At 39.7% G+C, this 15,608-nt stretch carries 14 protein-coding genes; 5 read left to right on the top strand and 9 right to left on the bottom strand.

Annotated features, from left to right (window positions below; all coding sequences use genetic code 11):
* Nucleotides 1-19: 19 nt before the first annotated feature.
* The gene (locus tag ICN28_RS03795) at nt 20-895 is read left to right on the top strand and encodes a beta-1,4-mannosyl-glycoprotein beta-1,4-N-acetylglucosaminyltransferase (RefSeq protein ID WP_216862361.1); all 876 of its coding nucleotides are present in this window, start codon (nt 20-22) and stop codon (nt 893-895) included.
* Here the strand turns inward: ICN28_RS03795 and ICN28_RS03790 are convergent.
* The 5 genes from ICN28_RS03790 to ICN28_RS03770 are packed head-to-tail and all read right to left on the bottom strand — an operon-like array spanning nt 882 to nt 5,260.
* Nucleotides 882-1,853 (bottom strand): glycosyltransferase, encoded by a 972-nt coding sequence (locus tag ICN28_RS03790; RefSeq protein WP_216286337.1) that lies wholly within the window; start codon nt 1,851-1,853, stop codon nt 882-884. The two genes, ICN28_RS03795 and ICN28_RS03790, sit on opposite strands and share 14 nt — an antisense overlap.
* A gap of 12 nt (nt 1,854-1,865) precedes the next feature.
* On the bottom strand, nt 1,866-2,423 hold the full coding sequence (locus ICN28_RS03785; protein ID WP_216286335.1) for an acyltransferase: 558 nt from the start codon (nt 2,421-2,423) through the stop codon (nt 1,866-1,868).
* Between the two features lie 8 nt (nt 2,424-2,431).
* A complete protein-coding gene (locus ICN28_RS03780) occupies nt 2,432-3,541 on the bottom strand; it encodes a DegT/DnrJ/EryC1/StrS aminotransferase family protein (protein WP_216286333.1) in 1,110 nt (369 codons plus the stop codon).
* A complete protein-coding gene (locus ICN28_RS03775; protein ID WP_255536116.1) occupies nt 3,538-4,491 on the bottom strand; it encodes a WxcM-like domain-containing protein in 954 nt (317 codons plus the stop codon). The genes ICN28_RS03780 and ICN28_RS03775 overlap by 4 nt, the downstream gene beginning before the upstream one ends.
* Before the next feature lie 22 nt (nt 4,492-4,513).
* Nucleotides 4,514-5,260, bottom strand: a complete 747-nt coding sequence (locus ICN28_RS03770) for an FkbM family methyltransferase (RefSeq protein ID WP_216286331.1) — start codon at nt 5,258-5,260, stop codon at nt 4,514-4,516.
* Between the two features lie 87 nt (nt 5,261-5,347).
* On the opposite strand from ICN28_RS03770, the gene ICN28_RS03765 reads away from it, so the two are divergent.
* Nucleotides 5,348-7,351 carry an acyltransferase family protein gene (locus tag ICN28_RS03765; RefSeq protein WP_216286329.1) on the top strand — a complete coding sequence of 668 codons (2,004 nt, stop codon included), beginning with the start codon at nt 5,348-5,350 and terminating at the stop codon, nt 7,349-7,351.
* A 5-nt stretch (nt 7,352-7,356) separates the two neighbouring features.
* Here the strand turns inward: ICN28_RS03765 and ICN28_RS03760 are convergent, their stop codons facing one another.
* From ICN28_RS03760 to ICN28_RS03750, 3 genes are read right to left on the bottom strand one after another with little or no spacing between them, the layout of a single operon-like run.
* Nucleotides 7,357-8,358, bottom strand: a complete 1,002-nt coding sequence (locus ICN28_RS03760; RefSeq protein ID WP_216286326.1) for a hypothetical protein — start codon at nt 8,356-8,358, stop codon at nt 7,357-7,359.
* A 1-nt stretch (nt 8,359) separates the two neighbouring features.
* Nucleotides 8,360-9,826 carry an MBOAT family protein gene (locus tag ICN28_RS03755; RefSeq protein ID WP_216286323.1) on the bottom strand — a complete coding sequence of 489 codons (1,467 nt, stop codon included), beginning with the start codon at nt 9,824-9,826 and terminating at the stop codon, nt 8,360-8,362.
* A gap of 24 nt (nt 9,827-9,850) precedes the next feature.
* The gene (locus tag ICN28_RS03750; RefSeq protein ID WP_216286321.1) at nt 9,851-10,195 is read right to left on the bottom strand and encodes a zinc ribbon domain-containing protein YjdM; all 345 of its coding nucleotides are present in this window, start codon (nt 10,193-10,195) and stop codon (nt 9,851-9,853) included.
* 152 nt (nt 10,196-10,347) lie between these two features.
* On the opposite strand from ICN28_RS03750, the gene ICN28_RS03745 reads away from it, so the two are divergent.
* From ICN28_RS03745 to ICN28_RS03735, 3 genes are read left to right on the top strand one after another with little or no spacing between them, the layout of a single operon-like run.
* A complete protein-coding gene (locus ICN28_RS03745; RefSeq protein WP_216286319.1) occupies nt 10,348-10,824 on the top strand; it encodes a hypothetical protein in 477 nt (158 codons plus the stop codon).
* Nucleotides 10,825-10,850: 26 nt separating this feature from the next.
* Nucleotides 10,851-11,960, top strand: coding sequence for a lipopolysaccharide heptosyltransferase I (gene waaC / locus ICN28_RS03740; RefSeq protein ID WP_216286317.1), 1,110 nt, complete (start codon nt 10,851-10,853; stop codon nt 11,958-11,960).
* A 49-nt stretch (nt 11,961-12,009) separates the two neighbouring features.
* Nucleotides 12,010-14,013 carry an acyltransferase family protein gene (locus ICN28_RS03735; protein ID WP_216286315.1) on the top strand — a complete coding sequence of 668 codons (2,004 nt, stop codon included), beginning with the start codon at nt 12,010-12,012 and terminating at the stop codon, nt 14,011-14,013.
* Between the two features lie 38 nt (nt 14,014-14,051).
* Here the strand turns inward: ICN28_RS03735 and ICN28_RS03730 are convergent, their stop codons facing one another.
* Nucleotides 14,052-15,593: a Fic family protein gene (locus tag ICN28_RS03730; RefSeq protein WP_216286313.1), complete on the bottom strand. Its 1,542-nt coding sequence runs from the start codon at nt 15,591-15,593 to the stop codon at nt 14,052-14,054.
* Between the last annotated feature and the right edge of the window lie 15 nt (nt 15,594-15,608).

The raw sequence follows: 15,608 nt of genomic DNA, 5'->3' as shown, positions 1-15,608 counted from the left end.
ATCTTTTGAATATCATATTATGAAAAAACGTATTTACGACTGTTTTTGTTATTTTAATGAAGACCATATCTTAGAACTAAGATTAGAAACTTTATGGGATAGCGTTGATTATTTTGTTATTTCTGAGGCAAGTTATAGCCATGCCGGCAATGCCAGGGAACTTCATTTTGACATCAATCGATTTAAAAAGTTTGAATCTAAGATCAGATACTTACCATTGCATGAGAGGCCACCGGGCCCGAATGATTTCTGGAAAAATGAGAATTTCATAAGAAATAATGTTTCTAAAGGTTTGTATGATGCCCGGCCGGATGATTTAATCATCGTCTCAGATTTGGATGAGATTCCCGAGCCCAAAAAGATCATGGAATTCGACACCAATTACATAAGAGGTGATTTTGACCAACGTTATTACAGCTATTTTTTAAATAACTATTGGATCGGAGATGTTAACTCCTCAGGCAAACTTATTCCTGGTAGCAATATCTGGAAGGGTAGCAAAATAACCACCTATAGTCATTTCACAAGTTTCTTTAATTCAAATGCAACCAGCGTTCGATCTTATAAGTCATCTGGTTTATTACGATCAATCAAGCGTAGTTGGTTTAGATGGTTTCATGTTCAAACCATCAAAGATGGGGGTTGGCATTTCACTTGGATTTTCACATTAGAGGATCTGATTAAGAAAATTGAGAACACCGCTCATCAGGAGTTCAATAACGAGGAGCATAAAAATCCCGAAAGACTCATGAAGCTTATCCAATCTGGACAAGATTTCAATAAACCATTCGCTCGGTATGAGTTACAAAGTATCGATGAACAGTTCCCCAAATTTCTTATCGACAATCAGGAAAAGTTCAAATCCTTTATTAAGGAAAAAGCTAATAACGCTTAATAAGCTTTTTTAACTTAAATATGGGCTGAAGTACCCATGGGAATGTTGTGTAAGTGAGCATTCTCATTTTGAAGAAAAATGAAACACCATCGTTGGCAAAACAACGAATAATTTTTTTTATGGGGTCTTTAAGTTGGTAGAGGTCTAAAGTTAATTGGCACTCTTGTAATTCGGGGTGTAAATGTTTTTCAAGTTCTGAAAAATGATGATCGTGTTGGGCGTCTGATAAAAGTTGCTTCAGATAGATGTATTTATCATTAAAGCCCACTCTAAGAATTTTGGCTTTAGTAGCTAAATCAATATACCTTTTTAAGGTCACACCGCCGCGACGGTGTTTGACGAGCGGTTCTGAGATGGTGTAACCGCCATCAGAAATGAGAGCCCTAAAAACCATGAGATGATCTTCCGCCATCATTTTAGGATTGAGGGGCGGGAATTTATTTAAAAAGTTTCTGGACCAAGAGTGACTGCTGCCAAAAAAATAAGGGGGTCTTTTTATCCAGTCTTGCAAACCTTTGTATTCCTGCAAGATCGAGGTTCTTTTAATACCTAATATATGCCCATCTATCGCCATGTCATAAGCATCTGTTGCAATCAATCCTGGCTGTTTATTAAGCTTTAACCATTCAGACATGACTATTTCGCAACGATTGGGTAGCGAAATATCATCGCCTGCCGCAGCAAAGATAAACTCCCCCTGACAGTGCTCTATAGCCTGATTAATGTTCTGACATAAACCCACATTTGAATCATTAAAGATGACTTTTATTTCATGGGGACCATGATATTGGGATATTTTTGATCGAATCTTTTCTCGAGTGCGATCGCTTGATAGATCATCAGAAATAATGATTTCAAGAGGGGAGTAGGTTTGATTTAATAGGCTGTCGATAGACTCTTCAACCAAGTTTTCTTGATTGAAGGTTAAAAGAATAATAGATGCTAAAGGCTTTGCCATAGTGAGCTTTAATTAGGGAGTTAGCTTGGCGTTAAAGTCTCCAACTTTTTTAGCTGGCACACCTGCCCATATTTCATTTGCTGGGATGTTTTTTGTGACTACCGAGCCGCTACCAATGACAGAATTCTCGTGAATGGTAACGCCTTTTAAAATCGTAACTCTAGAACCAATGAATACATTATCTTTAATGATGACGGGCATGCATTGGTGCTCATTAGAAAGTCTTTTGTTAGGGTTCAATTCATGAAAATCTGAATCATAAACACAAAACTCCGTACCAATTAAGACATGATTGCCAATCTTTATATAAGTTTTTTCTGCAATCATCACAGCATTATTGTTAATTTGAGTATGGTCGCCGATATCAATGTATGAGTGTGGTGATCTCGCCTCAAGATAGGTGTAGCCTGAAAAATAGAATGGGGATTTTTTATTGCCAATCGAACTTTTTCCAATATGGATCTTTCCAAGACCTTCAGCTAGGAGTGGCTGATAATTTTTACCAATATGAGTTACTTTGATAGATAAGAGCTTATAGAATAAAACTCTTAATTTTTGATATATTTTCATAACCTATCTTAGAGAATCTGGCTGCAAGCTTTGCGAGTCAAATCTATGACTTGATGTACTTCTTCATTCGACATTACTGGGCTGATAGGCAGGCTTAATACAGTGCGATGCATTTTTTCTGCAATCGGGAAAGTACCTTCTTTTAGGTTCATTGATGCATAAGCATCCTGAAGGTGAGGGGCAATAGGGTAATGAATCAAGGTGCCAACTCCAAGTTCTTTTAGGCGCTCACTTAATAAGTCCCTTTGCGGGTGGGTTACAACATATAAGTGCCATACCGAATGAGATTCATTAATTTCATGTGGTAATCCTAAATTTGAATCTGACAAACCTTGTTGATACATTCTAGATATTTCACGTCTTCGGGTGTTGTCTGCATCTAAATAGTTAAGTTTGATGCGTAAGAAGGCTGATTGCAGTTCATCTAATCTGGAATTAAAACCAATTAGTTCATTTTTATATTTAATTTGAGAGCCATAGTTTCTGAGCGATCGAAGTTTTTCAGCTAATAAAGGATCGCTGGTAGTAATAATTCCGGCATCACCGAGTGCGCCAAGATTTTTACCCGGATAAAGGCTGATGCCGGCAGCATCTCCTAATGCACCAACTCTAATGTTGTTATACATGGCTCCTTGAGCCTGAGCGCCATCCTCTAAAACTTTTAAATTATATTTTTTGGCAATGGTATTAATTGCATCCATTTCTGCCACTTGACCATACAAGTGAACAGGGATGATCGCTTTTGTTTTGCTTGTAATAGCCGGTTCAATTAATTCAGGATTAATATTAAAAGTGAGTTGTCTTGGTTCAACTGGAATGGGTGTGGCACCGGTATGTGTCACAGCTAACCATGTGGCAATATAGGTGTTGGAGGGTACGATAACTTCATCTCCAGGTCCAATATCCCATGCTCTTAAAACCAAGCTTAAGGCTTCTAAGCCATTAGCCACACCAACAGCAAACTTTGTACCGCAGTAATTTGCAAATTCATTTTCAAAAAGAGTTGTTTGTTTTCCTAGAACTAACCATCCGCTTTCAAGAACCTCATCAAGAGCTTGATGAAATTCTTTTTGATGTCTTAAGTTGATGGACTTTAGATCTAAGAATGGGATGCTCATGATTTTTTATAAGTTAAGAAGTCGTCGTAATTTCTAATGTAATCATTCGCATCATAGCCATGCGAAGCCAAGACCATTAAAACAGCATCCTGGCTATATTTATATTGAACACCCCATACGCCAGGGGGGATGTAAATGCCTAAATGGGGCTTGTTTAATACTATTTCCGATTGATGTGTTCCGTTATCAAGAAGAACGGATACTGATCCTGAAACAGCCACTAAAAATTGGCCGCATTCTTTGTGTGCATGCTCCCCTCTGATTTCTTTATTGGGAACGCCAAATACCCAAAAGCAACGTCTTGGAAGAAAGGGTAAATCTTTGCCGAACTCAGTAAAAGATAAATCACCTCTTAAATCTTTAATGGCGGGAAGGTGATAAAGAAAAGCGCCTGTCTGACCAATTTCAGTAGCTTGCAGAGGTGTATTTTTTTGTACTTCTTGATCCGTGATTGGTTCAATTTTCGATTTTTGAAGATTGGAGTAGCCTACGATTTGAGCTGGATTTCCACGAACAATCGCATTCGGTGGAACATCTTTAGTAACGACACTCCCAGCGCCAATCATGGCATTTTGGTGAATGGTGATGCCAGGTAGGATCGTGGCATTAGCGCCGATACTGGCACCTTTTAAAATATACGTTTTGTGGAAAGACTCGGGGTACTGCTTACTTCTTGGGAAAGGATCGTTAGTAAAAGTAACATTAGGCCCAATAAAAACATCATCTTCAATGCTGATGCCATTCCATATTTGCACGCCACACTTAACAGTTACTCGATCACCTAATTGAACATCTGACTCAATAAATACATGGTCACAAATGTTACAGTCCTTGCCAATAACTGCGCCAGATAAAATATGAGTAAAGGCCCAGACTTTAGTGCCAGAGCCTATCTGAACATTAGGTTCTACGATCCCAGCTGGATGAATAAACATATTAGTTAAAGACATGATGAAGTTAAGTTTGCTTTCATTAGCCAAAAGGCACGTAAAAATCTTTATGGGCAAGTACGACAGAGACTCCACATACTGAAACTAACTCATATCCATTTGCCTCTAGATGCTGAATCATGGGAGATGATTTGTAATCAAATATTGATTGACTCTCAGTAAATTCGCTTAAAAAGTGCTCAATACATAAAACAGGTATGGGGTATTTTTTAAAGTTTGTGCCTTTAATGAGGTCTCCCTCTAAGCCTTCAATATCAACGCTCAGGAATGCAGGCATACCCAGTTCTTTACAGCATAGCTCTAAAACTTCTGATGCTTTAATTGTTTTTGCAATATAGCTATGTTGAGCCGTCTCTTTGTCTAAGTGATTATTTTTATTTAGAGTCGGAGTAATAGACTCACGAGCATCATGGGATCCAGTGGCTAGCATTTCTACCTCTTTCATATCCCAGCTATCAGGAACTACAGCATTGGTTAGGCAGATATCTAAAGGTCTTACTGGGGCAAACTGTTTAATTTTATTTGGATTCGGGTCAACAACTACTCCGCGCCAATTTTTAAGATATAACTTATAGGTATTGCTGCCCTTAAACGGATGAAAAGCACCAATATCAACATAAATAGGGTTGATCTTGCTTTGATCCATTCGCCCAAGGATGTTCATGACAACCATCTGTTCGCCTAATTGGGAATAGTCATCGCTTCCCATATAAAGAAACTTGTTCAGTTTGCGGCGAATGAGGTTACCTACAAAGCTTTTAATTGTCATAGTGTGATTTAGAGTATTAATTGTTCCAATTATCCTTCAAAACAATATAAAAACTACAATATATGGATGAATTTAAAAAGTTTAAAAATGGCCTCCAGTCAGATGGTTTCGGATAAATTATTTTATAGACCTGATATAGATGGTCTTAGGGCACTGGCAGTGCTTTTAGTTATTGCGTTTCATTTTTTTGGAGTGAGGGGCGGCTTTGTTGGCGTAGATATATTTTTTGTAATTTCTGGTTACTTGATAACCAGTATCTTATTGAAGGAATTACAACTTGGTGAGTACACCCTATATGGCTTTTATGCTCGCAGAGTAAAAAGAATATTCCCAGCATTATTGCTAGTTTTAGGGGCTAGCTTAATAGCTGGCTGGTTTGTTTTATTGGCTCATGAATATCAGTTATTAGGCAAACATGTTTTAGCTGGTGCAACTTTTAGCTCCAATATTGTTCTTTGGTTAGAGTCGGGTTATTTTGATAAAGAGTCGCATCTCAAACCTCTTCTGCATTTATGGTCCTTAGGTGTTGAGGAGCAGTTTTATATTTTTTGGCCCTTAATTTTGGCATGGTGTTACAGACGCTCTTGGTCTATTGGCTTTGCGCTGCCAAGTTTGGGGCTGTGCTCATTTTTACTTAATTTATATGTATCTTCAGTTAGCTCGGTAACTGCCTTTTACTGGTTGCCAACAAGGGGTTGGCAACTTTTAGCTGGTGCAGCTATTGCATATATGCAACTAAGACACTCAGCACCCTACCAAACATGGTTGGAAAAGGGCTTTCGGAAGCATATCTTAGGGCTGCTGGGCCTCTTATTGATACTTATATCTGCTTCACAACTTCGATCTGCACATGTCTATCCTGGGTATTGGGCCTTATTTCCAACCTTGGGTGCATTTTTATTAATAAGTTCAGGCCCACTTTCTTGGATCAATCATTATTTTTTTGCTAGACGATGGATGGTGGCTATAGGATTAATCAGTTACCCACTTTATTTGTGGCACTGGCCTTTGATAAGTTTTGCTAGGATTATGGGTAATGGGGAAGTGACTCGTTCCGTGAAGATCATTTGTTTTCTTCTTAGCCTAGCGTTAGCATATTTAACTTATGCGCTGATTGAGAAAAGAATTAAAACCCATTCAAGTCAGAAAATTATTAAGAAATTAGTCATGCTTTTAATAATTTTTGGCAGCCTTGGAGTGGTTGTTAACTTATCAGGCGGCATGTCTAATCGTTATCCAGATAAAGAAAAAATTTATCAGTCTTTTAAATCATCTGATGAGCGATATTTAGAAGATGTTTTAAATAATCCTTGTGAACGACGATTTATGGCTCAAGATTATTTGGGAGTATGTCAAAAATCGTCAATCGATCAGTTGCCTGACAGTTTATTAATTGGCGATAGCCATGCTATCTCAAGTTATCCTGGATTGGCTTATCACTATCAACAGGCTAACCGTTCACTAATGATGATTGCTCGAGGAGCGTGTGTGCCATTAATAGGTGTAGAGACCCATCGAAGGGGTGAGCCTGATGTTTGTAAAAAAATCATGACAGAAATCTATGATTTTGGGGCAACAGAAAACAACATAAAAAACATCATTATTACCTTTAGGGGTCCATGGTATCTCCATGGTGGCGGGAGAAGTTACGATAAAAAAGAGATAAACCCCATACTTTTGAAAGAGCTTAGTTTTGAGGAGGGCATCAAAAAGACTTATCAAGTTTTAGATGCGCTTGGGAAGCGAATGATTGTTTATATTGATATACCTGAGCTCGACTTTCTTCCTGAGGATTGTATGGATCTTCGCCCAGTTGAAATTAGCAGAAGAAATTTAAATACATCTTGTTCAACGCCCTATAAAAAAGCGTTTGAGATATCAAGAGAGTTTCGTGATCGATTAAATATCGTCAAAAAAGAATTGCCAAATTTAATTATTTTTGATGCATTTGAACAATTTTGTGATGAGAGTAGATGCTATGCTCAAATCGGAGATAAGATGCTTTATGAAGATGGGAATCACTTATCTAATCATGGATCGATGCATCTTGGACAAAAGTTTTTTGAAATTAATAAAAATAATTTAAAGTAAAAAACTTACTGGATATGTTTCTTGGCAATCGCGCCCATAAAAAGATATCCACTGGTTGAGAGATGGGAGTCATTGGGAGCATAGAGATCTTTGATGTGGATCTTTTGATCTTGAAACAAGCGATATAAATTGGGGCCCAATTTTTCTCGCTCTAAATCTTCCCAAAACTGGCTAGAAACAGGGCGATGGTAGATGGATGATTTGTTAGGGATTACCAGCCAGGAGACTTGGTAGCCTGAAAGTCTTTGATTGATATCGCGGACTTTAGAAATTAAATCGGCATCGATGGAAGCCTTTTTGTAGTCTTCATGAAAAAACAAGCCGAACTCGCACAATCGGTTGCTAAAGTATGAGCAACCATTTTCTATTTGATAAATATGACCGGACTTTGATCGATAGTTATAAAGCAAATGGTATTGCTCTGAAGTTCTAATAGCTAAAGAGTTAAATATTGTTTTAAGTCCAGCTATAAATTGCCCATTGATATTAAATTCTAATCGAGGATTTAAGAGTGTATTTTGTGCCTTGGTGGATCTTTCCAATTTTTCTGGAAATAAGCGTCCGTTTGCACAATTGACTGATTTCTCTAATTGATTTTTAAAGCCACGTTCAGTTGATTGAATAATTACTTTGGTGCCTTTGAATCCCTTTTTCTTAAGCAGATCTTTGAAGTTCTCACAAATATTATCAATTTGTCCCCAGTGAATAGTTGACACTTTAATTTGATCATTTGTAAAAGTAGATTGCCAATGCAGGTTTTCTGAAAAGCTATCACCAATCACAAGAATGTCTGCTTGATCCAGTGGGCTTGATTGAAGTAGGGAGGAGTCAATGGCTGGCTGGGGTATTTGCCAGCTGAAGTCATGCTCCGTCCATTTACCTATTCTCGTTAAATCGCCATGGTAGTTTGTGAAAAATAAAGAAATCCACACAACTGGCAAACTCAATAAAAATAGAGTCCCGAATATCAGGCAAGCTTTTTTGATGGAGGCTTGTAATGGTGGCATCTTAGAATTGGAAATATAAGAAAGGGTTGTAGTTACCAACCATATTGATGCAGTACATCATGAATAGGAATGTGGCCAATGCCACGACATTCAATTTAAGCCCCAAGGGTATCCATAGAGTTTTTTGATGCCATTGGCGCAAGCTATCTAATAGATGATGGCTTGGTTTCCCTAAGTAAATGATCAAAAATGAAATGCCTAATAACTCGTACAAGCGAGAAGCTTTTAGATGCTCTGCAAAAGCCCAGCTTGATTTGATGTTATCAAAGCCATTGAGGCCTAATAAGCCTCTATAAATCGGTTCCAAATGATGAACATGGTCCACCCTAAATACAACCCAAGTTAGGCAGATAACGATGAATGTGAAGAGCCAAAAAAGAGGTTTTAGAATTCTTTGATTCAAAACTTGGCTGATCGCCAATGATCGCCAAAAATGGTTCCAGCTCAGGAGTAAGCCATGAGCCAAGCCCCACAAAATAAAGGTCCAGTTCGCTCCATGCCATAAGCCTCCAAGAATCATGGTGATCATGAGGTTGATATAGCGTTGACTGATGCCCTTTTTATTGCCGCCTAAAGGGATGTACAAGTAATCTCTGAGGAAGTTGGATAGAGAGATGTGCCATCTTCTCCAAAATTCAATGATGTTGGTGGCTTGGTAAGGGGCATTGAAGTTGATGGGGAGATGAATGCCAAATAGCAAAGAAATACCTATGGCCATGTCGGTATAGCCAGAGAAATCAAAGTAGATCTGGAATGTGTAAGCCAGCGTTCCTAGCCAAGCATTACCAAAGTTGGGAGTGGATTCTGTGTCCACCCCATTGAAGAAGCTGTCTGCATACTCGCCTAAAGGATTGGCAATCAAAATCTTTTTGGCAAGCCCCATGGTAAATACCAGAAGGCCTAGAGCAATTTTTTCGTAATCAAGAGTGTAAGTTTCTTTCTTGGCAAACTGCGGCATCATTTGAGCATGATGTAAGACAGGTCCGGCTATTAAATGAGGAAAGTAAGTGACAAACAAAAGGTAGTGAACAAAGTTTTTCTCTTTGACTTGACCTTGGTAGCAATCAACTAAAAATGCTATTTGAGTGAATGTGAAAAACGAGATTCCAATCGGTAAAGCGATATCTAAGATGGGCAGGGTATCGCTTGAATGGCTCAGGTAATTAACATTATCAATAAAGAAGTTGGCATATTTAAAAAATGACAGTAAAGCTAGGTTAAAAATAATAGCTAGCGTTAACCAAGCTTTTTGGCTTGTAGCTGAAATTTTCAAGCCAAATAAATAGTTGATGACAATAGAGCCAAGAAGTATTGGAAGTGCACCAATACTGAACCATGCATAAAAGAATAGGGAGGCTAAGCCTAGGAAAGCAGCTGCAGAGAGGTGATGTCTTTTACCAATAATAAAAAAGAGTAGAAAGACAACGGGTAAATATGCAAATAAGAATTCGTAAGAGTTAAATAGCATATTGAATTATTCTGCAGGGCTTTTTTAAGCCTTCTTCATGAACTCAGACTTGAGCAACATGCTCTGACCATCGACTTTGCAGTCAATGTCATGGTCACCGTCGACCAAACGAATATTTTTGATCTTGGTGCCGCCTTTGATCACCAAAGAGGAGCCTTTGACTTTGAGGTCTTTGATAAGGGTGACGCTATCGCCATCATTCAAGATGTTGCCGTGAGCATCTTTATGAATTCTTTTTTCTTCGGTTTCTTCTTGATTTGAATTAGCCGACCACTCATGGGAGCAATCAGGACAAATGAAGTTGTCACCATCAGGGTAGGTATTTTCCATGCCACAAACAGGGCATGCTGGGATTGAGTTATTAGGCATACGCTGATTTTAGCCTTCAATGACCCTGGAAAATTCAATATTTACTTATATATTTTATAATAATATTTAACTTTTATTTTTAGGTGTGGCCCTAAAAATAAAAGAGCTAGAACTTGTGTTGTAGTACCCGTAATTTGGCTCAGGAAATAACGATGAAAAAAATATATCCATTGACTGATGGCGGTCTTCGAAACATTTGGTTAGCCAATGGTTTTAAGTTGGAAAAAGGTCCTTATGGCAAGGCTGTAACGATAGAAGATCAAGCTGGATTAACGATGGCGATTTGTAAAGCGCTTGCTATGAAACCAGCTCATTTGACGGGTACAGAGTTTCGTTATATCCGACAGTCCATGTTGTTATCTCAAAAGTCTTTGGGTATTCAGTTTGGTGTGACAGAGCAAGCAGTGGCTAAATGGGAAAAAACTGGCAAATTACCCAAGTATGCTGACAGTTTGATCAGAGTATTTTTCATCGCACATTCAGATGGTCATGAAAAAGTCAGAAACCTTGTGAATGCCATGAACCAAACCGAACAGGTCATTCATCTCATTATGAAAGAAACCTCCAAAGGCTGGAGTTACTCTGAGGAGATTAAAGTAAAGAAAAGAAGCTTAGAAAAGACGATTTGACCTCATCCAAGGGATAAAATGCCCCCATGAAGATTTTGATCGTTAAATTGTCCTCTTTGGGCGATGTTTTACACAATTTGCCGATGGTTTGGGATTTGCGTGCCCACTATCCTGATGCCCAAATCGATTGGGTGGTGGAAGAGGGTTATGTGGGCTTACTGGAGCCTCTTAAAACGCAATCATCTGCTGATGGTGCCTCCTTTGCCGGCATCGATCGGATTATTCCTCTGGCCTTCCGTCGCTGGAAAAAGGCTTTGAAGAGAGGCGAATTTATTCGAAGTATTCAGGAATACATCGCTTTTAAAGCGGATATCTCTCTGACTTCCTACGATCTGATTATTGAAACCCAAGGTTTACTTAAATCTGCTTGGGTGACCAAGTTAGCCAATGTATCAAAAACAGCACGTGTTTTTGGTTTGGCCAATCAAACAGAGTTTTCTGGCTACGAGCCATGGGCTCGTCAGTTTTACAGCGATGCGGTGCAAGTGCCATTCCATTGCCATGCGGTGGATCGCTCTCGCTGGGTGACTGCTTCAGCTCTTGATGTGCCTGTGCCAGATCGCACCTTGTCGCCCCCTCTTTTTTATCCCAAAGCTTATGTTCAGTCTTTGGTGGATGCTGCCAAGTTAGGCTTTGCTTCAACACGGGTTGATTTAGGTTTTGATGTGAGTCAACCCTATGTGATGTGCTTTCATGCGACGGCTGGCAAGTCCAAGCGTTGGTCTGATGAAGCCTGGGTGGCGGTTGGTAAGGCTTTGGTGGCGCGTGGCATCCAAGTGATTCTGCCTTGGGGTAATGACAAAGAAAAAGAAGTGAGCCAGAACTTGGCTAAAAAAATAGCAGGTCAGTACACATTGGCTGGCTTAGTCGGTTCTAAAGCGATTGTGCCGAACTCATTTTCAATTGCTGATGCGTTTGGCTTGGTAGCAGGTGCCAAGATGACGATTGGTGTGGATACAGGATTAACGCATCTGTCGGCTATTTTAGGAATGCCAACCATTGAGCTCTATTGTGACTCGCCTCGTTGGAAAACAGAGGGTTATTGGTCACCCCATATTTATAACTTGGGTGATAAAGGTCAACCACCATCAACCGAAGAAGTTTTATCGGCTATGAATACGGTTTGGGGTGAATGAGAGCTAACTATAGTAGTTGAGTCTTGATATAGAAGAGAGATAAATCGTTATGACTACACCATTCAATCACCATTCCATTTCTTATCGCCCAGATATTGATGGTTTGCGTGCTTTAGCTATTTTGCCAGTTGTCTTGTTTCATGCATTTCCTAATCTTTTGCCGGGTGGTTTTATAGGCGTCGATATCTTTTTTGTGATTTCTGGTTATTTAATTACCAGTATTTTGCTAAAAGATATTCAGGGTGGCACTTATAGTATTAAAACTTTCTATGCGCGTCGTGTGCGCCGTATCTTCCCCGCTTTAAGTGTGGTCTTGTTATGTTGTTTGGTATTTGGTTGGATTGTTTTAACAGCGGTTGAATATCGTGCATTGGGTAAGCATGTGGGTGGCGGTGCGGGCTTTATTGCTAACTTGATGTTTTGGAAAGAAGCAGGTTATTTTGATGCTGCAGGTGACACCAAGCCTTTATTGCATCTCTGGTCTTTAGGGATTGAGGAACAGTTTTATATTGTTTGGCCTCTGTTGCTTTACTTTGTGGTCAAGCGTTCTTGGAATGTTCTTTATGTCATCCTTGCTGTGGCTGTTTTGTCTTTTATTTGGAACGTTGTCCGTATTGGCGTTGATCCGTCTGGTACTTTTTATTCACCATTAAGCCGTTCTTGGGAATTGGCTGTTGGTGCTTTTTTAGCGTACCAAGCGATTCATCCGATAACATCATTGACAGGCATTATTCAGCGCCACAAGAATGTTTTATCTTTGCTAGGCTTGGTATTGATTGTCATTAGTTTTGTGGTGATCAATGAAAGTCGGGCTTTTCCAGGTTGGTGGGCATTATTACCGGTCTTGGGGTCTGGTTTATTGATAGCTGCCGGACCAGAGGCCCTGTTTAATAAATTAGTTTTATCCAAGCGTTTTTTTGTTGGGGTTGGATTAATTAGTTTTCCGCTTTATTTGTGGCACTGGCCATTGCTGTCTTTTGCCAGAATCATTTACTCTGAAACACCACCGGCTGATGTGCGCTGGGTATTGGTGGGTATCAGTGTGTTTCTAGCTGGATTAACTTTTCTACTTATTGAAAAGCCGATTAGAGCTTCGCAGAAGAAACGTTCACTCATTTGGTTTTTATCCATTTTGATGTTTTTGATTTGTTTGGCTGGTGTAGCGGTTTATAAAACAAAAGGTGTTAAATCAAGACACGCAGGTCTATTGAACGCAGATCCTGCCTCTCTTAATATGGGCGCAGATCGTGGCCGTTGGGCGAATGATTGCGGTATCCCTTTAGAGGCTAAATTGATTCTGAATTCTTGTTATAGCCCTAAAGATCAGAAAGCAACGTATGCCGTTTGGGGTGACAGTAAAGGCGAAGCTATTTTTTATGGTTTAGCCAGAGAAGCCGTTAACCAAAATGCACCAAGGTGGATGATGATTGGTAATGCCATTCCGATGGCTGGTGACATTCCTCGCTTGCAAGGTCGTAATGCCAGAAAGAATGAGTATGTGATTGATGCTCTTCTCAAAAATAATGACATCAAAGCTGTTTTATTGGTGCCGGCAGCCCGCGCTATATTTTCACTTGGAGAGGTCTACACCAAAGAAGGCATGGATACCAGCCCTCATTTTGATGAGGGCATAGTGGGCGTGAGTAATGCGATTCAGTTGCTTGAGAAAGCTGGTAAGCGAGTGATGCTCTTAGTGGATCATCCGGGGTTCCCTGACCCGAAAAGTTGTATCAGTGGTGGTCTTACAAAAAGTGAATTCTTCAATCAGTTTTTATATCGCAAAGAAAATCCATTGTGCAGCATGACTTATGAGCAGCACCAGCACACCAATGAGCGTTATCGTTTATGGATTAAAACTATTCAAACGAAGAACCCAAGCTTAATTGTTTATGATCCTACCGGTTTGGTGTGTGATGTGGCTAATAATCACTGCGGCATTTCGAAGGATGGTCAGTTTTTATATAGTTATGGGGATCATTACTCCGATTATGCCAATTCAATGATTGCAAAAGATTTTTTAGCAAAGTTACCGGTTCTATTAAAAGGTCAATAAATACCAATACGGATCAATCGAGTAACTTGAATGATTGACTACTGAGTCATTTCGCCGGCTAAGAATTGAGTGAATGGTTTGATGTCGCCATCCACACTGGCCCTCTCTAGGGCGCTCATGTAGCGCTCTCGTTCACTCAATCGGATGATTGTCCAAGGATACCCTCCCGAAGCGAGCAGCGCATTCATGAGAAATCGTCCTATGCGACCGTTACCATCAAAGTAGGGGTGTATGAATACGAATAAATGATGACCTAATACGGCTCTAACGGATGCCTCTGGTTCAGTAGCGAGAAGATCAAATAAAGTTTCCATGCTATCGAGCAGAGCTTCTCTAGGAAGTGGGGTATGTAAAGAATTACGGATAAAAACGGGCCCCGTTCGATAACCAGCTAATTGATGACTCTGCAAAATACCAGCAAGTACCGCAGGATTGAACATCGAGGCATACCAATCGTGATGATTTTTTCTAATTACTTCTCCTGGATTATCTTTTTCCAAAATTAACTTAATACTTTCCTTCACCTCCTTAAATGCCAAAAAGTAGCCGCGCGCTGCAAGAACATCCTGACTCTTTTTATCTTCTGCACTGATGTCTGGATTCCAACCAGCATGGGCGATGCGCTCAATTAATTCATCCGTTACTTGATAACCCTCAATTGATAGAGAGTTGTAAGCGTCGGTGATATACCGATCGTCTATTTGTTTTAAATAGGCCGTTGATGTTGTTGGTAGTCCAGGAGCTTTTGGGAAATTAGCGATGACATCATCACGCCACTTAGCCCACATCGATTTAATACGAAGGACGTAGGGTGATTTTTCACGTGATTGACTGATGCTCGGTTCAGTGAGTACGAAAGGATTTTTTGCCGTAATAGGATACCCTGCTCTAGCTAACGATTTAATGATGCGTTCTGCATCATCATTTCTTTTGGTAAATGCTAGGGCACCCGCGAGACGGGATGCCGCTGTGGGAAGACATTTATCCAATAATAGAATGGCTAATAGCTCAGATGGATCCCTGATCATAGCTAGTGCAATTTCTACTTCTGTTGGGTGGCTAATAAAGAATTGAGGACCAATAGCACACAATGCCTCTGATAAGGGCAATACCTGAACTCCTTTGAATTCGGTTCTAGTCTTCGAGATACGCTGTTCATCCTGATAAAGTACAAGTGATGTATCAAATGGGAGTTTAAGAATGCTTGTACCACCATCTTGGGTGATGACAGTTATTTGTCGTGGTACGGTTGTGCTACCCGTGTGCAAGAGAAGTGAAGCTTCAGCATTTAGGCAGTAGCGCTTACCAAAACGCTTACCTAAATACCCTGCTATAAAAGCCCAGTAATTGGCATGCCATGCAGTGGAATCACCATCATGGTCACTGGGGTTGGAGCAGACGTACCATCCCTTCATGACTGAGCGAATAAATCCGGTTTCTAGCAGCAGCAAGCGTTGCTGTTCAGTAAGATCTTTTGATTCAATAGCACCCTGATTTTTATTTTGACTATTTTTCAGTGCCTTTAGGGCTTCTGAAAGCCTCTTTGATTCGACTAAATTTTCTTTATTTTTATCTAGCATAAGGAATTAAGTTAT

Source organism: Polynucleobacter sp. 30F-ANTBAC, from assembly GCF_018882385.1.
GTDB lineage: Bacteria > Pseudomonadota > Gammaproteobacteria > Burkholderiales > Burkholderiaceae > Polynucleobacter.
The sequence above is the reverse complement of the archived record's forward strand: the minus strand, read 5'-3'. Positions and strand labels throughout refer to the sequence as shown.